21 protein-coding genes are annotated in these 23,278 nt (G+C 39.6%); 10 read left to right on the forward strand and 11 right to left on the reverse strand.

Going from position 1 to position 23,278, the window contains the following annotated elements:
* The first annotated feature begins 120 nt into the window (after positions 1-120).
* The 5 genes from H5087_RS06930 to H5087_RS06950 are packed head-to-tail and all read left to right on the forward strand — an operon-like array spanning position 121 to position 7,784.
* A complete protein-coding gene (locus tag H5087_RS06930) occupies positions 121-1,482 on the forward strand; it encodes a TolC family protein (protein ID WP_182671548.1) in 1,362 nt (453 codons plus the stop codon).
* Complete coding sequence (locus H5087_RS06935) at positions 1,479-2,624, forward strand: efflux RND transporter periplasmic adaptor subunit (protein WP_182671549.1); 1,146 nt, start codon at positions 1,479-1,481, stop codon at positions 2,622-2,624. The genes H5087_RS06930 and H5087_RS06935 overlap by 4 nt, the downstream gene beginning before the upstream one ends.
* Entirely contained in the window at positions 2,624-5,812 is a 3,189-nt protein-coding gene (locus H5087_RS06940) for an efflux RND transporter permease subunit (RefSeq protein WP_182671550.1), read from the forward strand. The genes H5087_RS06935 and H5087_RS06940 overlap by 1 nt, the downstream gene beginning before the upstream one ends.
* On the forward strand, positions 5,812-6,495 hold the full coding sequence (locus H5087_RS06945; RefSeq protein ID WP_182671551.1) for a response regulator transcription factor: 684 nt from the start codon (positions 5,812-5,814) through the stop codon (positions 6,493-6,495). Before H5087_RS06940 ends, H5087_RS06945 begins: the two co-directional genes overlap by 1 nt.
* Positions 6,492-7,784, forward strand: a complete 1,293-nt coding sequence (locus H5087_RS06950) for a HAMP domain-containing sensor histidine kinase (protein ID WP_182671552.1) — start codon at positions 6,492-6,494, stop codon at positions 7,782-7,784. Before H5087_RS06945 ends, H5087_RS06950 begins: the two co-directional genes overlap by 4 nt.
* 345 nt (positions 7,785-8,129) lie before the next feature.
* On the opposite strand, the gene H5087_RS06955 is transcribed toward H5087_RS06950, so the two are convergent.
* The 3 genes from H5087_RS06955 to H5087_RS06965 form a co-directional block, all read right to left on the reverse strand.
* The gene (locus H5087_RS06955) at positions 8,130-8,363 is read right to left on the reverse strand and encodes a hypothetical protein (protein ID WP_182671553.1); all 234 of its coding nucleotides are present in this window, start codon (positions 8,361-8,363) and stop codon (positions 8,130-8,132) included.
* Positions 8,364-8,587: 224 nt separating this feature from the next.
* Complete coding sequence (locus tag H5087_RS06960) at positions 8,588-9,445, reverse strand: MBL fold metallo-hydrolase (RefSeq protein ID WP_182671554.1); 858 nt, start codon at positions 9,443-9,445, stop codon at positions 8,588-8,590.
* A 169-nt stretch (positions 9,446-9,614) separates the two neighbouring features.
* Positions 9,615-11,498, reverse strand: a complete 1,884-nt coding sequence (locus tag H5087_RS06965; protein WP_182671555.1) for a propionyl-CoA synthetase — start codon at positions 11,496-11,498, stop codon at positions 9,615-9,617.
* Between the two features lie 186 nt (positions 11,499-11,684).
* Between H5087_RS06965 and H5087_RS06970 the strand changes: the two genes are divergently transcribed.
* Positions 11,685-12,086, forward strand: a complete 402-nt coding sequence (locus H5087_RS06970) for an NUDIX hydrolase (RefSeq protein WP_182671562.1) — start codon at positions 11,685-11,687, stop codon at positions 12,084-12,086.
* Here the strand turns inward: H5087_RS06970 and H5087_RS06975 are convergent, their stop codons facing one another.
* The 6 genes from H5087_RS06975 to H5087_RS07000 form a co-directional block, all read right to left on the reverse strand.
* Positions 12,087-13,184, reverse strand: coding sequence for a polysaccharide lyase family 7 protein (locus H5087_RS06975; protein ID WP_039490305.1), 1,098 nt, complete (start codon positions 13,182-13,184; stop codon positions 12,087-12,089). It abuts the gene before it with no gap.
* Positions 13,185-13,436: 252 nt separating this feature from the next.
* Positions 13,437-14,201 (reverse strand): ABC transporter substrate-binding protein, encoded by a 765-nt coding sequence (locus tag H5087_RS06980; RefSeq protein WP_182671556.1) that lies wholly within the window; start codon positions 14,199-14,201, stop codon positions 13,437-13,439.
* A 206-nt stretch (positions 14,202-14,407) separates the two neighbouring features.
* The gene (locus H5087_RS06985) at positions 14,408-16,246 is read right to left on the reverse strand and encodes a DUF4105 domain-containing protein (RefSeq protein WP_182671557.1); all 1,839 of its coding nucleotides are present in this window, start codon (positions 16,244-16,246) and stop codon (positions 14,408-14,410) included.
* A gap of 79 nt (positions 16,247-16,325) precedes the next feature.
* Positions 16,326-16,808: a DUF3015 domain-containing protein gene (locus tag H5087_RS06990; RefSeq protein WP_002962856.1), complete on the reverse strand. Its 483-nt coding sequence runs from the start codon at positions 16,806-16,808 to the stop codon at positions 16,326-16,328.
* 170 nt (positions 16,809-16,978) lie between these two features.
* The gene (locus H5087_RS06995; RefSeq protein WP_002962855.1) at positions 16,979-17,368 is read right to left on the reverse strand and encodes a hypothetical protein; all 390 of its coding nucleotides are present in this window, start codon (positions 17,366-17,368) and stop codon (positions 16,979-16,981) included.
* Complete coding sequence (locus H5087_RS07000; RefSeq protein ID WP_182671563.1) at positions 17,365-17,670, reverse strand: hypothetical protein; 306 nt, start codon at positions 17,668-17,670, stop codon at positions 17,365-17,367. Before H5087_RS07000 ends, H5087_RS06995 begins: the two co-directional genes overlap by 4 nt.
* A 273-nt stretch (positions 17,671-17,943) precedes the next feature.
* Between H5087_RS07000 and H5087_RS07005 the strand changes: the two genes are divergently transcribed.
* The 3 genes from H5087_RS07005 (at position 17,944) to H5087_RS20160 (ending at position 19,119) form a co-directional block, all read left to right on the forward strand.
* Positions 17,944-18,363 (forward strand): VOC family protein, encoded by a 420-nt coding sequence (locus tag H5087_RS07005; protein ID WP_010554617.1) that lies wholly within the window; start codon positions 17,944-17,946, stop codon positions 18,361-18,363.
* A gap of 436 nt (positions 18,364-18,799) precedes the next feature.
* Positions 18,800-18,997, forward strand: coding sequence for a hypothetical protein (locus H5087_RS20155; RefSeq protein WP_240915878.1), 198 nt, complete (start codon positions 18,800-18,802; stop codon positions 18,995-18,997).
* Positions 18,994-19,119 (forward strand): hypothetical protein, encoded by a 126-nt coding sequence (locus tag H5087_RS20160; RefSeq protein ID WP_259397749.1) that lies wholly within the window; start codon positions 18,994-18,996, stop codon positions 19,117-19,119. Before H5087_RS20155 ends, H5087_RS20160 begins: the two co-directional genes overlap by 4 nt.
* Before the next feature lie 96 nt (positions 19,120-19,215).
* Here H5087_RS20160 and H5087_RS07015 read toward each other — a convergent pair whose 3' ends face one another.
* Both H5087_RS07015 and H5087_RS07020 read right to left on the reverse strand, forming a co-directional pair.
* Positions 19,216-20,820 (reverse strand): diguanylate cyclase, encoded by a 1,605-nt coding sequence (locus tag H5087_RS07015; RefSeq protein WP_182671558.1) that lies wholly within the window; start codon positions 20,818-20,820, stop codon positions 19,216-19,218.
* 75 nt (positions 20,821-20,895) lie between these two features.
* Entirely contained in the window at positions 20,896-21,792 is an 897-nt protein-coding gene (locus H5087_RS07020; protein WP_182671559.1) for an AraC family transcriptional regulator, read from the reverse strand.
* Positions 21,793-21,977: 185 nt separating this feature from the next.
* On the opposite strand from H5087_RS07020, the gene H5087_RS07025 reads away from it, so the two are divergent.
* Complete coding sequence (locus H5087_RS07025) at positions 21,978-23,123, forward strand: iron-containing alcohol dehydrogenase (RefSeq protein WP_002962851.1); 1,146 nt, start codon at positions 21,978-21,980, stop codon at positions 23,121-23,123.
* The last annotated feature ends 155 nt before the right edge of the window (positions 23,124-23,278 follow it).

Raw genomic sequence — 23,278 nt, forward strand, 5'->3', positions numbered from 1 at the left:
ACGTAATTTGGCTAAGCGAGGCAAATACTAATTTGTCTAAAGTAAGTTAACTCCTTTTAACCCCTTCTTAACCCTCGACCTAATAAGCTATGTGTAATAGTACGAATTAGGCATAGTTAAATGGTTTATTTTAAAAAGCACTCAACCGGTTTTTTACTCGCACTTAGTTGCACACTTGCTGCATGTAGTAGTCAGCCAAGCTATCAAGGTAATAGTACTGAGCAGTCGCTAAAGCAACATACAAACTGGCAGTACACGCAAAGTAACGCACAGCAAGTAAATTACATTACCGATTTGGTGGATATTGAAGGGCTTGATTCGCTTATTGAGCAAGCTGTTACTAATAACCCATCGTTTAATCAAGTGCATGTTGCATTAAAATTAGCTTATGCGCAGCGTGATGTAACTGCTGCAAGTCAGTGGTTTAGTGTAGATGCAGGATTTGACGCGCAGCGCAGTGAAACCGAAGGCACGCAATATAGCTCATCAGTAGGTATAAGCTGGGAAGCCGATATATGGCAAAAAATTGCTGACAACGTAGCCGCGCAAGATATGACTATTGCCAGTAACCAAGCTACTTATCAAGGTGCTAAAGACACATTAGTAGCGAGTGTTATTCGTACTTATTTAAATATTATTTTGCAGCAAAATTTGCTCGATATAGAGCAGCAACGTTTAGTTGCTTTACAAAATAATGAGCAAAGTATTGTAGAGCGCTACCAATATGGATTAGGTGATTTAGAAGCGCTTGATACCGCCCGTACTAGCACGGCATCTACCCGCGCGACCATTGCCGATTACGAAGAACAAATAGCAAAAGCAAAGCGTGCTTTAATGCTAATTGTAGGCACTGATAAACTTCAGAACCTGCCAAGTACATTAACCCTGCCAAGCGTTATTGAGCCATTAAGTACATTACCAGAGCAAGATTTGGCGCGCCGACCTGACTTACAAAGTGCCTATTACAACATTCAGGCAAAGCATTACTTGGTTGATGTATCGTACAAAGAGTTACTACCGAGTATTTCGCTTTCGGCATCACTGAGTGATTTAGCAAGCACGCCAAGCCAAGCATTATTAACCAGCCCAGTGTGGAGTTTATTAGGCAGTTTAAGTGCCCCTTTATTTGAAGGTGGAGCACTGCGTGCGCAAGTTGATATTGCAAAATTAAATGCCGAGCAAGCGTTTTGGCAGTACCAAGATACGCTGCTAAGTGCGGTAAACGAAGTTGAAAATGCACTCGGGCAGGAGCAATCATTAACCGAGCAGCAACTGCAAATTAGCAATGCACTTGCTAGCGCTAAACGCAGCTTTAGTAACTATCAAAGTAAGTATCAACAAGGTTTGGTTGATATTTTAGATTTGCTAACAGTGCAACAAAAAGTATACGACCTGCAAGCCCAGCTTAGCCAAATAAACTACACCCTTTTAACTAACCGCATAGATTTAGGCCTCGCTTTGGGCCTTGGAGTATCGTCATGAAAATTTCGCCAACACCGGTTGTTGTAACGCTTGTTGCTATTGTTTGTATAGTGCTTGCTATTATGTATAACGGTCAAAAAATGGCTGAAAAAGCAAATAGTCCACAACCAGCCGCTATTAAAGCTATTGCCCCAAATGTATCGGTAATTAATGCAGCTCCGAGCACTTATCAGGCTTATGTTAGCGGCCACGGTGAAGCTAAAGCGCATTGGTCACTTAGCTTAAAAGCACAAGTTAAAGGCGAAGTAACCAGTATGAGCGAGCAATTTGCGACCGGTAACTTAATAACTAAAGGGCAGGTGTTTGCACAAATTGATGACACCGAATACTTACAAGCTCTAGCTAGCGCAAAAGCAACATTGGCTGATGCAAAACTAGCACTGCAAGAAGAACAAGATTTAGGGGAACAAGCAAAACGTGAATGGGATCGCTCAGGCGTTACGCAAGCGCCAAGCTCGCCGCTTGTATTTAGAACGCTGCAGTTAGAAGCCGCGCAAGCTACGCTCGAGAAAGCACAATATGCACTTAAAACCGCACAGCGTGATGTAAATAACACCCAGTTAAGTGCACCATTTGACGCTGTTATTTTATCGCGCGATATAGATTTAGGTACTTATGTGAGTATTGGCGATACGCTTGCCACGCTCAACAGCACTGACAAAGTAGAAATAACGGTGCCGCTTTCATTAAGTCAGTGGCAAAACCTAGCAAATAATAAATCAGGCGATGTTATTTTAAGTGATGTAACCACTAATACTAAATGGAACGGTTATATTGCACGTTTTGAGCAACACCTTGATGACAGCTCGCGCCAACGCAGCGTAATTGTTGCCTTAGATAAACCGTTTGAGCAAACAACGTCGTTACTGCCTGGTACATTTTTAGCGGTAGAAATTGCCGGTAAGCAGTTAACTAACGTAATAAAACTGCCTGCTTCGGCGGTATCTCAAGATGGCTTAATTTGGTACGTAAATGATCAAAATAGCTTAGTAAGCACACACGCTAATAAAGTATTTGAGCGTGGGGGTTACGTATATATTACGCCAGTAGATGGTGCTAAAAATCTAAAAGTGGTGGCGCGCCCACTTGTTAGTTACTTAAACGGCATGAAAGTAAATCCAATAGTTGAGGAGATACAATAATGAGCCCTCATCAACCACCTCAATTACCCAGCAATAATAACCCGCTGCACGGTATTATTAATTGGTTTGCAAATAACTCTGTTGCCGCTAACTTATTGTTAGTTAGTGTGATTGTAATGGGTATTATGTCGCTTACGACTTTACGTAAAGAGGCTTTTCCGAGTTTAGAGCCAGATACTATTTCGGTATCGGTGGTTTACGACAGTGGCGATGCATTGCAAGCCGAAGAAGGAATAGCGTTAAAAATAGAAGAAGCGCTCGAAACCGTATCGGGTATTAAACGTGTTACTTCTACATCCGATGCTAGCGGCAGCCATGTAAGCATTGAAAAAAGTACTGATTGCTCACTCGATGAGTTACTTGTTGACGTTAAAAACCAAGTTGACGCTATTAATAACTTTCCGGCAGATGCTGAGCAACCTGTTATTGATAAAGCCCGTAGGCAAGATCATGCATTAACGCTGCAACTTTTTGGGGATGCAGATCGCCATACATTACAAAACCTGGGTGAAAAACTTAAAGCCGATTTATTAGCGCAATCAGGCATTAGCGACGTAGCGCAATCGGGTGTGCTCGACCCGATGATGTCCATAGAAATCGACGAAGGTAAATTACAAGCGTATGGCTTAACTATTAGTGATGTAAGTGAGGTCATTAATAATGAGTCATCAAGCCCGCTTTCGACTAGTTTGCGCGATAGCAGTAAAATTATACGCTTAAAAGCCGCCGACCAAGCTTACTGGCAGCGCGACTTTGCCAATATTGTATTGTTAACAACCGCATTAGGCACACAAATTAAGTTAGGCGATGTAGCAACCGTTACCGACTCATTTGCCGAAGATAGCAACTCATTAAGCCGTTATAACCAACAAAATGCCGTAGGCGTTGAAATTTTAATGGGCGATAACAGCGATATAACTACCATTGTTAAGCAAGCTAATAGCGTAATAGATAAATGGCACGAAAGCGGTTTATTACCTCAAAACGTAGAGCTTGAAAGCTGGCACGACAAAAGCACCATGATCACCGAGCGTTTATCGCTACTTACTAAAAACGCGGTGACCGGTATTATTATGGTGTTTGTAATACTTGCCATATTTTTAAACGTACGCGTAGCGCTATGGGTGGCTGGTGGCTTGCCATTTGTATTTTTTGGTACGCTTTATTTTATGACCGATGGCTACACCGCACTAACCATAAACGAAATGACCACCTTTGGCTTTATTATGGCGCTGGGCATAGTGGTAGACGATGCCGTTGTTGTAGGCGAGAGTATTTACACCACACGTAAAAAACATGGCGATACATTAAATAATACAGTTTTAGGTACTATGAAAGTTGCTGTGCCAACAATATTTGGGGTGTTAACCACCGTTGCCGCGTTTGTGGCGCTTTCGAATGTGTCAGGTAACTTAGGTAAAATTTACTCTCAATTTGCCACTGTAGTGACCATTTGTTTACTGCTTTCAGTTGTTGAATCAAAACTTATTTTACCCTCGCATTTAGCCCACATTAGTACTAAACGCCAAGTTAAAAAAGGCTTAGCAGGTCTGTGGTCAAAAATACAACATGGTGCTGATAGCGGCTTAAGCTGGTTTAGCAAAAACATTTACTGCAAGGTTATTGAATTTTCACTGCGCTTTAGATACGCCGTAGTGGCTGCGTTTATCGCCTTTTTTATATTAGTTATTGGCATGCCGATGACAGGCACAGTTAAAGTTGGTTTTTTCCCAAGTATTGCAGGCGACACTGTAACAGCCGATTTAGTTATGCAAAACGACGCCGCTTATGGGCAAACAAACACAAACTTACTAACGCTTGAGCAAAGTGCATTACAAGCTGAGCAAAACTTAATGACTAAGTTGAGCTCTGACAAAAGCGAAATAACCAGCCTACAAGTCATTAGTAGCAGCGACACCAGCGGTGAAGTAAGCGTTGAGCTATTAAACGAAGGCGCTTTTACAGCAAGCGAATTTGCTCAAGAATGGCAGCGCGTAGCAGGTAGCCTTGAGGGCAGTAAAAAATTACAAATATTAGCCACGCGTAAAATGGTCGATAACTTTAAAGTTGAACTTAAAGCGTGGGACGACGAAACCGTAATGGCGGCGGGCGCACTATTTAAGGAGCGCTTGCAAAATACCGCAGGCGTTAACGGAATAGACGACAACTTAAACCCAGGTCAGCCACAGCTTAAATTTACCCTAAATGCACAAGGGCGCGCGCTTGGCATGGATACAGCCAGTTTATCAAAGCAAGTACTGCAAGCCTTTGGTGGTGCAGTTGTACAGCGCTACCAACGTAATAAAGACGAAGTTAAAGTACGTGTACGCTACCCAGAAGATGCTCGTAAAACACCTGCCGATATAATGCAGTCGCGTATTCGCCTACCCGATGGCACGGTTGTCCCTTTAGTTAACGTAGCCACAGTAAGCAGTGAATATCAGCAAGATGAAATAACCCGCATTGATGGACTTCGTGCAATTTATTTAAGCGCCCAAGTGGATAAAAACGTGATTGCTCCAAACGAGTTAGTTGCTAACTTAAAGCGCGACTTAATTCCTGAGTTAACACAGCAATTTCCTAACTTAAGTGTGTATTTTGCAGGAGAGGCAGAGCAACAAAGCGAAACCACCAGCTCAATGAGCACTATGTTTGTAGCGGCTTTATTAGTTATTTACGTGTTGCTGGCTATTCCGCTTAAATCGTACATTCAACCTATGTTGATTATGGTAGCAATTCCGTTTGGCATTGTGGGCGCTATTTTAGGACATTGGTGGAACGACTTAACCATTAGTATATTGTCGTTAAATGGTATTTTGGCGCTCAGTGGGGTAGTTGTAAACGACAGCTTATTACTTGTTTCACGCTTTAACGAACTAGTAAAAGAAGAGAGCATGAGCACGCACGATGCCATAGTTGAGTCGTGTACGAGCCGATTACGTGCGGTATTACTTACCTCAATTACGACGTACGCAGGCTTAGTGCCGCTACTTAGCGAAACCTCAATGCAGGCACAGTTTTTAATCCCTGCTGCAGCATCACTTGGCTACGGTATTTTGTTTGCCACGGTTATTACCTTAATACTTATACCAGCATTATTAATGATTCAAACCGATGCTAAACGCGGTATTGATGCTGTGCTAAAATCGCTAGGTGCTAAAAATAAAACGCAGGAAACAGCCTCTTAATGATAAACGTACTACTGGTTGAAGACGACATAGATTTGGCAACCACCATTGTTGATTATCTCGAAATTGAGTCAATAGAGTGTGACCATGCAAGCAATGGCGTAATGGGTTTAAATTTAATAGAACGTAATCAATATCAAATGATTATATTAGATGTAAACATGCCCAAAATGGACGGTTTAACCATGTGTAAAACATTGCGTGAGCAAGGCATTGATATACCAGTATTAATGCTGACAGCGCGCGATAGCCTCGACAATAAGCTTGAGGGGTTTGCAGCCGGTAGTGACGACTATTTAGTAAAACCATTTGCGATGAAAGAGCTAGTAGCGCGGGTTCAAGTATTAGCAAAGCGTAAAAGTGGAGAGGTTAAGCGACTTACCTTTGCTAACTTAACACTTAATTTAACTGCGCATACAGCAACAGTGGCTGCGCACAGTTTAAAGTTATCACCCATTACTTTTAAGTTATTAGAAGTGCTTGTACGAGAGCAGCAAAAACCAGTAACCCGACAGGTAATTATGCAAGCAATATGGGGAGACGAACAGCCGGACAGCAATAGCTTAAAAGTGCATATTCATCATTTGCGTAAACAGCTAGAGCAAGCGCATTGCCAAGCCGTACTAGAAACAATACCCAGTATAGGGTTTGCGCTAAAATTAAAAAATGAGACACAAGCATGAAAATTAGACCCAGCCTGAGGTTGTATTTTTTTGCCACCATGGTGCTTTTAAGTTCATTAATGGCAATTGGCTTTTCGTTTTTAAGTGTTAATTATTTTATTGATGGCTTAGACCGAGGGTTAAATGGCGTAATGCATGCGCTTTCGCAATCTACTGAGGTTAAAAACGGTGAACCTGCAGAAATGATTGGCTTTAAAATAGCTAGTCGCTGGGAAGACATGCCAAGCGAAATTCAGCAACGCTTTACAAAGCCTACAGAGATTGGCGTACTACAAAAAAGCAAAGTAAAACCATCGTTTTTTTCAATGCCGGAAGACCTCTATTTTGTAGCGTATTTTCAAAACCCTGCAGGGGAGCCCCGTTACGTATCACGCATTATGCTTGAAAAAGAGCGCCTTAAAAAACAAAGCTCACCCGATAAACCTATAAAAAAGTTGGCATGGATAGCGTTAACAGGGGTTACGGCAATTGCTTTATTTACCTTCTTTTTGTTTATGGTAATGAAAAAAATAGCTAAGCCAGTAGAGTCACTACGCGGTTGGGCTAAGTCGTTAAATCAAAATAATTTACAAAACACGCCGCCCGACTTTACCTATAACGAACTAAATACCTTGGCAACGTTAATACGCAGTAGCTTGCTTTCTGCTCACGAGAGCCTTGAGCGAGAGCAGCGCTTTTTAAGTTATGCGAGCCACGAGTTACGTACACCAATTTCGGTTATTCGTAGCAACGTTGAGTTACTTAACCGCTTAAGCGAAAAAGCGCCTTTAAGCGATAAACAGCAACTTACACTGCAGCGAATAGAGCGCGCCGGTTTAACCATGAGCGATTTAACCGAGACGTTATTGTGGCTTAGCCGAAATGACGACCAGCAAAGTGCACCAGAGCCTGTAAACCTAGCCGAAAAAATAACGACCTTGGGTAACGAACTCGATTATTTACTCAATTCAAAACAAGTTGATGTACTTATAAATACTGATAACCAAAGTACAACTATTAATACCGAAGCCACCGCATGCCACATTGTGCTTACTAACTTAATACGTAATGCGTATCAGCATACGCAACAAGGGCAAGTGCGAATTACTCAGCAGGGTAGCCGTGTAATTATAGTAAATAGCAGCGAACAAACTGAAACGCCACACAGTGCTAATAACACAAACAAGCCTGCTAACATTGGCTACGGTTTAGGGTTGGAGTTAAGCGAAAAAATAATAAAACGACACGGTTGGGTATACGAAGTAAACGACATGCCTGGGCGTTATGAAGTGGTGGTCGATTTTAGTTAATACGCTTTTTTTAATACTTAACCTGAACTCTGGTTAAGAGATTTACTAACATATTGAATCATAGTGATATTAAAATTTATTTTTTCTAGCCAGAAATTTTCAGTGAAAACAAGGCGAATTTACGCGTCAATAGCTGGTCTATTGCAAGTAAATTCAACGCAGTTCGCGCTGAGAATAGCTGCTTGAGATAGATTTATTATCCAGAGTTTAGGTTACTTAGATTTAAAATATAAAACCGCGCTAAGGTACTTTTAAAAAAGCTTTAGCGCGGTTTTTTATATTCAAAAATATTTAATTTAACGCTGAGAATATAGAAACTTAGTGATTTATTTAGCAAAGTATCTGTTAATGAGCCTTACAATGCCAATGATCATCGTGTTTAGTGCAGGCTTGTTTTGTGGGCTTGGCTTTTACGATCACAATGTTGGGAGAGTTGTGCTCAGTTACTAAAGCAGGCGTAACTACTTTAACGACTTTTTTATGTGGTTTATGCGCACTGGGACCATGTTGATATACTGTGCAGCCGCTCATAATAAGCGCGGTCGTCATTACTAAAACTACTTTTAAAGATAAGTTCATGTTTATTAGTCCTATGTAGCTTAATACAAAGCCTAGGATAAACTTTTTTTTTGTATAGTGCTGTAAGCAAACGTAAGGATATTGTAAAGGTGATTTATATGGCTTTTGACGTCTATTTAACTAATTAATAAGTACATTGGTACAGCGTTAAATACGCCAATACCAATGCTTATAATATTGAGTTTAGAGCTTAGAGCTCAGAGCTTAGTCCGCTGAGTTCAAACTTATAAATCGCTGCGCCAACCCATACCAGACTCTTCCATTAAACGCTCGTACACGCCTTCTATGTTAAGCGGTAACCATGCATCAAACTGTTTAAAGTCACTAAATTGGTCTAACTTTATATTTTGTTTAATTTCGTCAAGCGTATTACCAGCTAAAACGCCTGCGGTTACTTGGCTATACAAAAGATCTAAATAACTTAAGTAACGCGCTACATCTGCTTTACTGCCAATATCGGCATGACCACCTACAAAAGTATCAAAGTCATATTTGAGTGCCACTTGGGTTGAGTTAATCATGCCTTGAATATCGTAACTCCACAGCTTTTGCCACGGCATTCTGCCAATAACAATCCAATCAACTACAAATAACGTTTTTTGCTTTTCGAATAATATACTAACCGAACCACGACCATCGTTTGGACCATGGTAGTTAAGCTTTACTGTTGAATCATCAAGAGTAAGTAGTAGCTCGTCATCAAAAGTAAGGCTGGGCGTTACTGTTTTCATTTGTGTGTTTTTAATATCTTGCGCAGCGAGTTTATGCGCTACAAACGTGGTGTGCGGGTTTTTAAATACCTCGGCGCCGTAAATATGATCGCTGTGATTATGGCTATAAATTACATACTTTACCGGTACGTTATAGCGGGTTTTAATTTGCTCGTTTAACCAGGTGGCGGCTTTTTTATTAAGCGGGTCGGTAACAATTGCACCCTCAGAAGTGATTAAAAATACTGAGCGGTGTCTGTCGTCTATAAAGCGGTGTAAGCCATCTCCTAAGTCTTCTATTTCATAGGCTTGTGTGGCAAAGCCTATAAACAATAGGGCTGTAGTTAATAGTTTTTGTAGCAAGCGGGGCATACACCATTCCTTTTTAAATTGATTAAATTAATAACGCTATTAAAAGAAGAAAGCATTAAGCCGTAAAAAATTTCAGCTATTGGTTAAATTAAAGCTTAAGTAAAAGGATCAAATATAAGGATGAAATAAAAAGCCATTATAAAAATGGCTTTAGATAGGTTGGTTGGGTTTATCTTTGTGTTAGTTGTTGGTTTATTTCTTCAAAGATACTGGCATCATCTATGGTTGAAGGTATTTGTAGCTCTTCGCCATCAACCAATTGGCGCAAATTTTTACGCAGTATTTTACCCGAGCGAGTTTTAGGTAACCTACCTACGCTAACTATATTTTTAAGGCACGCAATAGCGCCAATCTGATTACGAACACTTAAAACAAGCGCTTCTTCCACGTCGGTACTTGAGCCCATAAAATCATTTTTAAGCACGATCATTCCCATAGGAAGCTGCCCTTTTAGAGGATCGTTTACACCAAAAACAGCGCATTCGGCAACAGCAGGGTGCGCGGCTACTATCTCTTCCATTTCGCCGGTAGAAAGCCTATGCCCTGCTACATTTATAACGTCGTCGGTTCTGCCCATAATAAATAGGTAGCCGTCTTCATCAATATAACCACCATCTCCAGATAAATAATAACCCTCGTATTCATTTAGGTAGTTTGCTTTAAAGCGCGGGGTATCTTGCCAAATAGTTGGTAGGCAACCCGGTGGAAGTGGCAGTTTAATTACCACAGCGCCTTGCTCGTTAGCTGCGCATTCATTGCCATTCATATCTAATATTCGCACGTCAAAACCTGGAGTTGGCACGGTAGAGCTGCCAGGTTTTGTTGCTAAGTACTCAAGCCCTACAGGGTTACAAGCAATAGCCCAGCCGGTTTCTGTTTGCCACCAATGATCGAGCACTGGCAGTTTGGTTTTTTCTTTAAGCCACTCGTAAGTGGGAGGGTCTAATCGCTCGCCAGCTAAAAATAAACGCTTTAAGCTTGAGGTATCGTATTGATTAAAACCATCGGCATTTGGGTCTTCTTTTTTAATTGCTCTAAATGCGGTGGGGGCACTAAATAATGCATTTACTTTATATTCTTCAACCACGCGCCAAAATGCACTGGCGTCGGGGGTTTTAACTGGTTTACCTTCATATAATACAGTTGCGCAGCGATACATTAGCGGCGCGTAAACTATATAAGAGTGCCCAACTACCCAGCCAATGTCAGACGCTGCCCAAAATACGTCGCCGGGCTTCATACCATAAACGGTTGCCATGCTGTATTGCATTGCCACTGCGTGACCGCCATTTTCGCGTACTACGCCTTTGGGTGTGCCTGTCGTGCCTGAGGTATATAAAATATAAAGCGGATCATCTCCATTTACAGGCACCGGATCTGCGCTTGCAGCCGTTTGCATTGCCTGACTCCAATCTATGTCTCGTTTAGGCTTAAGAGTGGCGGTTACTTGTGGACGCTGATAAATAACGCAGTGTTCTACTTTGTGCGCAGCTAAGTCTATTGCGTTATCAATAAGTGGTTTGTATTCAATAACGCTGTTTACTTCAGCCCCGCATGAGGCGCTAAGTATAAGTTTGGGCTTGGCATCATCAATGCGTACAGCCAATTCGTGTGCAGCAAACCCACCAAATACCACCGAATGAATAGCACCAAGGCGAGCGCACGCCAACATACCAATAACAGCTTGTGGGATCATTGGCATATAAATAACAACGCGGTCGCCTTTTGTAACGCCTAACGATTGCATTACTCCTGCAAATTTAGCAACTTCTTGTTGTAGTTGTGAGTAGCTATAAGTTTGCTTTGTATTAGTGACTGGAGAGTCGTAAATCAGTGCTGTTTGCTCGCCAAATCCGGCAATAACGTGTTGGTCTAGTGCTAAAAAACTGGTGTTTAATTGCCCGTCACTAAACCAATGATAAAGCCCGTTGTCGTCTTGTGTGTATGCTTTTGTGGGGGTTTTATACCATGGAATATTTTTACTTTGTTCGAGCCAAAATTGGGCTGGGTTTTGTTTAAAGGCATTATATTGCTGTTTATATTCGCCTGACATGTAAGGCTCCTAAAGCTAAATTTGTGTGTGAGAGACCTTACAAAATGTAGGCTTTTTTTAGCAAGCAAGCTATTCGACCTTGGTCGGCTAAAAGTTAATCAACACACTGGTTTTAAAAACACAAAATTGACAACACAAAGCGTGTGGTTCAGCATGGCGGGCAGTAAAAATAAGAGAAAATACGATATGAGTAACGTAGTAAGAGTTGGTGTGGCGGTTATCATAAAGCACCAAAACACAATTTTACTAGGTGAGCGCATTGGCGCGCATGGTGCTAATACATGGGCAACACCTGGTGGACATTTAGAGTTTGGTGAAAGTGTTGAGCAATGTGCAATACGAGAAGTGTTTGAAGAAACAGGTTTAAAGGTAAGTAAAATTACTAAGCTTGATTTTACCAATGATATTTTTACAGCAGAGAACCAGCACTATATTACGCTGTATGTAAAAGCTGATTTTGAAGGCGGAGAGCCTGAGCTTAAAGAGCCTAATAAATGTTTAAAGTGGCGCTGGTCCGATATTAATAATCTACCAACGCCACTGTTTACATCACTAAAAAATTACTTATCTGAGGCTGTACTAGCCTAGTTATTTTGTTGGCGGTGTCGCTGGGCTTAACTCTAGTTTACTAAAGCTTACTTGAGCGTAATCGCCATTTTGTTTATCTGTAGACCAATCGCCAGTACCTAAACAACCTGGGTACCAAATACCTTTCGCGCTTTTAGTACTACATTGGTTATAAGCGCCAGCTTTAAAGTAATGCCAATCAGCAGCGTAACCATGTGGATGATCTTTTTCGTCCACTTTGCCATAAGCATCTACGTTATTACCTAAGTTAATAGAGTAGTTAACGTCTTCTTTGCCTTGTGCGCTAAATGTAAGGTGCATAACATTTTTATACACATTTACCGTGTAGCTAAATTCTTCACCTAGTGCAATACCGGCACTGCCAGGCTCGTTAGGGTTTTCCCATGTATTACCCCAAACTGGGTAAGTAATGTCTTTACGGTCAGGATTGGTTTTAGGTAAATTACGTTCGTAGTTCCAAAAAACTGAGCCTGTTTTATGCCCTGGCCATTTTTTGTAATATATTTTAAGTGGCTCATTGCCCCAGCCATAACCAAGCTTGGTATCAATAAGTGCCTGATCTTTACCTGCGTGAATTTGCCCTACAACAACCGAGTAAGCCGCTTTTTTATCAGGATCAGTTGCACGTAGCGCAACGTGATCTACTTTTAACGTTGCTTCCATCTTTCCACCAACAGAACCAAATCGGTCAGATAGCGGGTGAACAGCTAAAGCAAAGTTGTTTTTAGAGTGTTTAGTTTTAATTTTAGTATTTGATCCACGGATCATTTGTCTAAGTTCACTACGGGTATTAGTAGAGTTAGCACTTGTAAGCGCTTTATTAGGGGAGGTAAATACCATGTAGCCTTTATCATCAAGATAGAAAAAATCAGGGTGTGCGTAAGTCTGAATTTCTTCTACATCTATTTCATCAATTTTACCGTCGTTGTTTAAATCTACTGGTACATTTATTTTCCAGTGAGATAAATCAAACTTTGTTGCAGGTACCGGCGCATCGCTTTGCTGATTAGTGCTTTGGGTACTTGAACAAGCCGTAAAAAGTAGAGGTGTGATAACGGCTAAAGCCGTAAGTTTAAATGTGGATGTATTTTTTATCATTATTGTCTCTGTGTGATGAAGTAAAAATTGCGCGGTACAGGTGTCGCTCAATCTCAATCTAACATACCAATTTGAAAATTAAAACTTACCAATTTGTAGTTTTTTATAATTAATTGTTATTTCAATGATGGTGTTTTGGTTAACCAATAGGGCTGGTTAACGTTATTATGTTATTTGAAATTGTTAAATAGAGGTGTTTATCATTATATTTGGTAGCGCTTGATGCTTGCTAATATACTTATTTAAATAGGTTTAATTTGTAGAAGGAGGAAGAGGGAGTTGCCACTTTTTTAAAATGGCTTGGTATTCGCCACTTACTTTTATAGTTTTTAATGCCTGCGAGATTAAGTTTGCTGTTTGTTCGTCAAGCTGATTATTAGCAGCAAAATAGAGTATTGAAGGAAAATCAGCTAAATGAAGTCGTTTAGTTATTAAGTCTGGGTCGAGCCCTGACATTTTTAGTTCATTATCTAAGGTAAGTGTATTCATAAGGACAAAGTCAGTTCTACCCTTATAAAGCATTTGCCATGCCTGCTGATAATAACTAGCTAGTATTAAATTTTTATCTTCTTCAAACCCCATTTTTATTAAATATTTGGCACTCAAATATCCACGAATAGTGCCTACTCTATAAAATTTTGCATGATTTAAATGAGTTACTTCGTCTTTGTGGCTTTTTAAACTAACTAGGTAGGCATCAGTAAAATATACCGCTCCTAACCATTTAAACTGACTTTGCCTAGCGGGAGTTTTTAATAAAGAGAGCATAATTGTGTTTGGATTAGCTGCTAGCTGATGAAAGGCTCGTGCCATTGGCATTATTTCAAATTTAGCTTGTAGCTTTGCTTCTTTTAAAACAGCCTTAGCAATATCAACGGAAGCTCCGTCAGCTTCACCGCTTTTGTTTTTAAAATGGTAAGGATGTAAATCTTCGGCAATAAAAGTAAGAGGGCTTACTGCCCCTACATTACTGCAAAAAATAAAAACGAAAATGATAACTACAACACGCAGATACATAAGAGAATCTTTCTAACTACAATACTTTGAGTTTAAAGGGTCTTGTCTGAAATATATACTCAAATGTATAAAATAAGTAAATGAATAGGTATATAGAGAGTCTATTGCATAATTAAAGACGTGAAAATTGAACGTGTATTGAGTAAAGTTTTATATACCGACAAGCGCTGTAAAAATAATTAAGCGCTTGTGGGTATATGCATTGATTAAAAGTAGTATTGAATTGCAAATTTAGCCGATGTACTACTTGTATACCAATGTTGGTTTTTAAGCTCAGTACGTATAGATAAATTACGTGATAAAGAGTAATTCCACTTTATTGCAAAGTCACTGTGTTTATCTGCTTGGCCATCTATTAACCATGTTATGTTTGCTGTAAGAGCGAGTTTATGACTGTTATTTATTTGCCATATTGCACCTGCTTCACTACCAATGCCTGTTGTTAGGTTGTCTGTTATGTCACCATTATTAAATTCAACTTGGCCAAGTAAATAGCCGTGTAACGTGTTTGGGTTACCGATTGATTTTCCGTATCCACCTTTAGCAAACCAACGACCTTGTTGAATATTATTATTAGGCTGACGATCAAAGCCCATTTTAAAGTTCCAAGACCAGCTATCAAACACGCGGTTATCGGGTGCAAGTGACATAGCATCTAATAAATAAAAATGCTCAAGTCGCGTGTTACCCTTATCGCTTATGGCACCTTCAATATCAAAAAAGCTAATTTGAGCACCAGGAATAAATCCAGCTGAGCTATCTAATAAATCATGGTATGCAAGGCGATACGCAAAGCTTGTTAAGTCACTTTGATGGGCATACTCAGTTCTTCCAAGCGTTACTTTAGAAGAGCCATGACCTTGCTCTGGAGAAGCAATAGGACGACTTGGCTTAGTAAATGGCGAAGCTACTTTATATTTGCTGCGCATTAGTAGTAGCTTAGTTAGTCGCGGTGCAATTTCTTCACGCTTTAATGCTTTATCGTAAAATTCAAAATTTAACCATTCATACGCCATTTCTAATATTGCGACTAATTGCGACTGTGAGTAATTACGAGTATTGAGGGAGCCACCTTGCATTAACTCTCTTGCATCATCAAGTTGTTCGTCAGTCATTTGAGTAGAGTAATGGTAAAGCTTAGTGCCAAAAGCAGGGCGGTAATTAGGTGATTGTAGTAAGTTGTTATTTCTTAGTACTGCAACGGTATCTGATGGAATAGCTTGCATATTAAATGACGATGTTAAATCAAGGTCCTCTTGTGCGAGTTGTAATAATGCAAGTAATTGGTAGGAGCAGTTTTCATCAATAAAAAAGTAATCAAATGTAGCTGATTGTAGCTCCCATAAGTGCAATAAAATAAGCTCTACTTGTGGCTCAGATAAATTAAGTTTGTATTCCCAAATATCACGAGATTCTAAATCATTATATTCGCGTACTTTTTTATAGTACGGCATAAGCGAAAATTTACCAGGATAGCTGCCAATCAGGCCTTTTAGTGCGTACATAGCTGCATTGTCTGAGCCGTCTGGTTCTGCTGCAAAATTAACCGCAAATGCGAGCAACTCTTTATGGCGAGTCTGATCTTTTGCATCAATACGAAGTAAGGTGTGACCAAACATTGATGATGGGCTATTCATAAATGCAGTAGGAAAAACTAACGTAACCCCTTTTGGGTTTATTATTTTTTGCCACGTTTGAAGCTCTGGGCAATTAAGCGCGGGCCAGTTATTTTTAATTTTTGTTTTTAGCCATTTATAGCGTGCTGGAAACCGACAGCGAGATTGTGTTGTTTTTGGGTCAGTATTTTTACCACTAAATGCGGCTATAGTGGCTTCAAGTTCGTCCAGTGGACTTGTTTTACCTATAGGAGATAAAAAAAACTCAGCACTATCTACTTCACTTTTCCAACCACCTAATGTGGCCCCACGGTAATGACCTAATTTGAGCCAGTAAGGGTCGGTTGCTAAGGTGTCATTTTTAAAACTTTGAGCGTTTACGTAAGTACTAAACAGCGCAATTGATAAAACAAAGAATATTTTTTTCATAATCACTAAACAATAAAAGCCGCTAGAGAAATACTCCAGCGGCTTTATTTATACGTATAAAACCGGCTAATTTAGCTGATTAAGAAAGAGTATAAGAAGCAAGTTGTGCGTTACTTGCAAGAACAGTGTTTAGGTTTTCTAAAACTGTTTGCGAAGTTACGTTTTCAGAAGTAAATACTGAAGAAAACTGTGCTTGAGCAAGCGCGTTGAATGCTGCTTTATCTTGATCTGCAACACCCCAAGCTTCAGCTAGAGTAGCTAAAGTTTCGCCTTCACCTTTTGACATATCACGAGCAAGTTGCTCCATGTTACCGTCAATGAATAAAGCAATTTTTTCTGAAGAAGTTACTGTACCAGTACCATCACAACCTAAAGTACCAAAAGTGATACCAAAAGTTTGGTTACCAGAAGTACCGTTTGTTGTAGCGCCTAAAATTTTAACGCCTTTACCTTGCTGACCTGCAAATAACATAGAACCAAGACCACAACCAATATCTTGGTCAGCCATTGCGTTTGAGAAAGGAAGTAAAGATAGAGCTGCTACTGCGATTAGTTTTTTCATTTTCATAAATCCATATATGATTGTCTTTATTTAGGGTAAATAAAGTTCGCGAAAGATTCTAACAGACTTGCAAAGAAAAAGAACAGCTTAAAACATGAATATTTTACACTCTAATTTCTCTACTATATTAAAGCGAATGCTGGGAGAAACTAGACCAGTTCAATAATTTTTTATTGAACTGGCGGTGGTTTTTTACTTCTTGGGGCACCTAACAAAATACAGGTATGGCAAATACATACAGATAAAAATGCACTAATACCTAGTGCACCACCGTAGCCGTCAAGTTTTGGTACAAGAAATTCAAATAATATTGAAAACAAAACAGATGAGCTTGCTACGGTATAAATACCAAAACGATGCGGGGCGCTCATGCCAATAAATGTACCGCCAAAAAATATAATCGCGTATAAATCGGGGTTTAAATTCAATGCGCTAAAAATTAAGTAAGCAATAATAGAAAGTGAAGAGGATGCTCTTATACCATCAAAGCGACTATGTTTAGCTAAGTAAAACGTTAAAAAAGCACCAAGCAGTACAAGTAATGGGTATTCAATACTCATAGTAGGATTCCTTTAGCTAATACAAAAAGTGCCACGCTTGCAAAAGCGACACTGCCAAGTTTGCCACCAAAGCCTGTAAACATATTCATAGTAAGCACATACAAACTTGAGCCAATAAGCGAAATAATAGCAATTTCCCAGTAACTGGTAATTAAATGGGTTGAACACATACCGGCAAAACTACCAGCATAAATTGCAGCATAAGGATGGTTTTTATAACGCGCAGGAAAAGGAATAAAAGAGCCAATAAGCCCCGTTAGCGCGGCAGAAATTACTAAAGGCAGTGCAAAAGTAGTGTGCATAGCAAAGCAAGCTACAAAGCCTAAAAAGAAAGTAATGAATTTTAAAAGTAAGAATTTAATCATAGCGGCGCATTTTAAACTAATCCTTTTGCGCTTTCTAATACTCTCTAACAAATAAATGTTATAAGTAATTACACATTTAAAAAGCGTGTTTTTTAAATGACTCTTAGGTATTAAATATGCTTAATAGCGTTGCTGTTAATGTTCTATAAATCACAAATTATGTATAATAGCGATAATTTAATGTATTAAAGTGTTAACCAAGGGTTATTTATGTCTAACTGTTTGCATCTGGCTATTCCGGCTGGCGATTTAAAAGTGGCTAAAGCGTTTTATTGTGACGTACTAGGCTGTAAAACGGGTAATAGTGAAGAAGGTCGCTGGGTAGATATAGATTTTTGGGGCAATGAACTTACCTTACACCAAAGCGTTGAGCGCCTACCAACAGTTCGCCATGATGTTGATATGGGAGCTGTGGCAGTACCTCACTTTGGGATTCACCTATCTGAAGATGAATTTAACGGGTTAAAAACACGTATTGAAGATGCGGGTATTGAATACCTAGATAAACCATACCGCCGTTTTATTGGTGATGAGTTTGAGCAAGAAACGTTTTTTATTGAAGATCCAAATGGCAATGTGCTTGAAATGAAAACCATGGTAAACCCAGAGGTTTTATTTAAAAAAGTATAAATGCTGTTGTTTAAGTTAAGCTAAAAAACCACTTTAATAAGTGGTTTTTTTATAACTATTAATCAGTGTTTTGATAAATTAGTTAATATTTACAGGTAAAAAAATTACGCTACATACATGATTTTTATTCACTCTACAATGTAGGTATAGACACGTAGACTTAATTTCAGCTCTCATATTTTATTGTTATTTATGCTGCTTAAACTCATAATTGCACCTTTGCTTATTTACTAATAACATTCGCCCAAAAACGCTTTGGTAGTTTTGTTAGCGGCATAGTTCCTGGCTTGCCTATTACCTCTGGCCTATTTCTTATTTTATAGCATTAGAACAAGGTAAATTATTTGCAGCTAACTCAGCGGTGGCCTCTCTTTATGGTATGAGCGGTATAGGCTTATTTTGTTTTAGTTACTTGGTTGTATCACGAAGATTTGGAATGCTTAAATCGCTTTTTACAGCGTTGAGTATTTGGTGTGTATTTAGCGTTATTACTTTATTTTTACCAGTGAATATTATTGTGGCGAGGGTGATTTCGCTTTGTATTTTACTCGGTTTAGCTATTATCTCTACAAGGCTAAATATATCAGTTGATGCAAAGCCATTAAATGCCCGCTGGGAGCTTTTGGTAAAATGATATTAGTGACGGGCTTTATTTTACTTGTTACGTTTATATCACAGCATATAGGGTCTGCGTGGAGCGGGTTAACATCTACCTTTCCGGTTATTTTAGCGGTAATGGGCAGTGTTGCCCTTTAGTGACAAACAAGCCTCAACGTTATTTACTATTATTTTTAGCCACTATATAAACCGTAAGCCGTTTGCTAAGCCGGCTACGGTTTTAAATACTTAAAGTTAGCCATCAACTAAAGTGAGCGGCTTTACTTTACGCTGTAGTTTTTCATGATACATAGCGGTGTCGCCGGCTTTTAAAATTTCGTCAATATTTTTAGGAGGCTCACTAAATACGCTGCTACCAATGCTTGCCTTTATAGCAATAGGCAGGTCGTTATGCGTGATGGCGAGTTTATCTAACTCTATTTTTAGATGGTGTGTTTTTGGGCTTACTTGCGCTTTGCTGTAAAAGTGGGCAAGTACTACAAATTCATCGCCGCCTAAGCGGCCGACTGCATCGCTGGTGCGTACGATACTTTTTAAACTGGCGGCTACTTTACATAAAGCTTCATCGCCTACGGCATGCCCATAATTGTCGTTTATCTGTTTAAAGTCATCTAAATCTATATACATTAAACATAAAACTCCGCCTTTTTTTGCATGCAGCTCAATCAGCTCTGATGATTTTTTACCCCAGCCACGGCGGTTTAAAATGCCACAAAGGTGATCGTAATCGGCTTCGGTTTCGGCGCGTTTTTGTGCGATTCGCATACGGCTAATACGCCTAGAAACAGCTACTGCTAGTAAAAATGACTCCACAGCGAAAGCCAAAATAAATCCGTAACGTTGCATAAATGGGCTTTGATTAATAAGTAATACTCTAAATATCATGCTTACGAGCACCAAGCTCAATGCTACAAAAACAAGCGTTGCTTCGCGTATTCCTTTGCGAGCCTGTTGTGCCGCTAAAACAAAAATAACAGTCACAATAATTAATGAGCCGTAAGCCATGATGTTGCCAGCTATTTGCCAAATCAAAGTGTTACTGAACAATATTTTTATTAAAGAAAAGCACATAACAATACCGGCCATAATTTTTAAAATCTTACTTGTTTTTGGCCATCTATTGTTTAGTTCAAGTAATGCGCACATAAACCATGTAGCACTGAGTACTGTTAAACCTATGCTGAGTAAGTACAAATCAAATAGGAGTGATGAAACGTGGTCAGTTATAAATAAATAGAGTTGGCCTTCTTGAAGCAAAATAAAGCTGCCAATACAAAAAATATAAGCGCTGTATAGCTTAAATATCTTGTCGTGAAGCCTGTAGCCCATTATAAATACGTAAAAAATGAGTGTGATACACAGCCCATAAAAAGCACCCATAATGAGATTGTGTTGCTGTGTTTCTTTAAAAAAAACTTGTGTATTTTGCCACTTAAAGCGTGGTGTATAGTTAAGTTTTGACTCAATTGTAATAATGGCTGTAAAGTTTCCTGAGTCCATTAAAAATGCCACTTGTGCCGATTTTAATGGTTGCTTTATTACACCGTTTTGCTGCCATGTAAAATCATCAAGACCTGGGCGCAAAAACGAAAGTACGCCGCCACGCTTTAACAAGCAGTTTAGCTGAAATTGGTTTGTACCGCGTTTTGCCTGAAGTTCAGAAGTTGTATTAGGTTGTAAAGATGATGGAGAGGACTGACTATTTAAGGGGGTAATATCGCAAAAATCGCCTGCATTGCTATTAAATGCTATTAAGTAAATAAAAAAAAGAAATACGTATTTAGCACCTCCGTGTAAAATATTAGGAACTGTATTTTTATGATGTTTTTTGTCAGCCATAAGCACTTCCAAGCTCAACTACATTTTTTTATACTAGCAGAGCCCACCTATTTAGCTATTAGTTAATTAGTTAAATTAACTATGTAATTGAGTTAATACTTCGCTAGGTGTTTTATTAAAGTGGCGTTTGAATTCGCGGCTAAATTGCGATGGGCTGGTATAGCCAACCTTTAATGCAGCTTCGTTGGCTTTACTTCCACTAGTAGTTATAAGTTCTTTAGCCTTAGCTAAGCGTACTTTTTTTAAATACTGTAGAGGGGATTCAAACGTTACTTGCCTAAAAGCACGATGAAACGACGATACGCTCATGTTTACATCTTCAGCTAACCCTTCAACCGTAATTTGATTGGCATAACTACTGTGCATAGTTGAGAGCGTACGGGCGATACGTGCATAATGCCCATCATGCATAGCAAGCCCTATTAAAGTATGTCCTTGTGGACCACAAAGTACGTGATATACCAATTCTTTTACTATATCCTCGCCAAAAATGTCAGCCTCAATGGGGTTATTTAAAACAGTTAATAACCGATGAGTAACGAGCTCCATTGCTGTATCTAGAGTTGCCGACTGTACTGCGCCAATTTGTGCTGACGACGATGACGCTGAAAGAGGCTTATGCCGCATTATTTGATTAACGAGTTTGTGTAGCATTGCAGGGTTTATATCTATGGCAATGCCCATAACGGGTAAGTCGTTATCAGTAAATGCTTCACACTCTAATGGCACCGGTACACCAAGGACTAAGTAGTCGCCTGCGCCGTATTTTATTTGATGTTCAGGAAAGTGAATTATTTTATGACCTTGCCCAACAATAATAATACCTGAGTTATATATAAGCGGCTGGCGCGGCGAGCTTTTAGTTGCTCGATGAAAATACACGCCTGGAATGATAGTTTCCATGGTGCCTTCAAAGCTGAGTAATTGATTATGCTCGGCGTATTGTTGCAACATATTGGCTATGGTGGGCATAAAAGGCATCTTTAATTGAGTGTATTTTGCGTAAAATAACAACGTTGGTAGTTTTAGGCAAGCTTTTGCGAGTTATTGGGCTTTTTTTATGTTTGTTTTGCTACTAATATGCACTCATTGAAATTTGGCTTAGCTAGTAACTAAGCATTCTATTTAGTATTTAACCGTCACCTAGGAGCAAAATAATGAAATTTAGCTACGTAAATCCAACTCTTATTCAATTCGGTCAGCAACAAATTGCGGCACTATCTGATTTGATCGCAAAAGATCAAAAAGTACTTGTAGTGTACGGCGGCGGTTCAATTAAAAAGAACGGCGTGTACGACCAAGTTGCAGCAGCACTTGAAGGCTTTGACTGGGTTGAGTTTTCGGGCGTTGGCGCTAACCCAACAATTGAAGTGCTAGACCAAGCAGTAAAAATTTGTAAAGAACAAGATATCGACTTCGTATTAGGCGTAGGCGGCGGTTCAGTAATCGACGGCGTTAAATACATTGCCGCATCAGCCGTTTATGATGGCGAAGGTTGGGATATTCCTACTGGTAAGCATACTATTACTAGCGCTTTACCAATCGGTGCAATATTAACATTGCCAGCAACGGGTTCTGAATCTAACCAAAACTCAGTTGTGAGCAAAGAAGCAACGAAGCAAAAACTACCGTTTGCATCACCAGAAGTACTTCCTAAGTTTGCGATTATGGACCCTGATGTAATGAAAACATTACCGCAGCGCCAACTTGTGAATGGTTTAGTAGATGCATGGGTTCACACCTGTGAGCAGTACCTAACATTCCCTGAAACAGCATTAGTTCAAGAAGGTTACGCTGAAGCACTTTTAAGAACGCTTAAAACTTTAGGTGATAACTTTGAAAACCAAGATGACGCATGGCGTGCAAACCTTATGTGGGCTGCTAACCAAGCACTTAATGGTTTAATTGGTTCTGGTGTATCGCAAGATTGGGCAACACACATGATTGGCCACGAGCTTACAGCCGCTTACGGTGTTGATCATGCACGTTCACTTGCTATTGTTCAGCCTTCTTTATTACGTAACCAATTTGCAGTTAAAAAAGCAAAGCTTGAGCAAATGGGTAAAAACGTATTTGGTCTTGAGCAATCTGAAGACTTAGCAGAGAAAACAATTGCAGCAATTGAGGCGTTTTACCATAGCCTCGACGTAGCGACCCAGCTTACTGAACATGGCGATGATAAAGCCGCTGCTATTGACAATATTATTGGCAAACTTGAAGCTCACGGCATGGTTGCTCTTGGTGAAAACCAAGCTATTACGCTTAAAGAAAGCCGCGAAATTTTAGAGCAAGCGGTTGCTTAATTTTCAAAGCTAAGCGCTTACTTAAATATACTAGGGCGTGTTGATCTTTGGTGGGTGAATTTGCAGCAGTATGTTTGGTTTTTAGGCAAGGCGGAGCCTATGTAGTGTGGTTATTCCCCATGAATAGGCGATAACGCAGCATAAATACCAAACAT

It is taken from the genome of Pseudoalteromonas sp. SR43-7 (assembly GCF_014163785.1).
GTDB lineage: Bacteria > Pseudomonadota > Gammaproteobacteria > Enterobacterales > Alteromonadaceae > Pseudoalteromonas > Pseudoalteromonas distincta.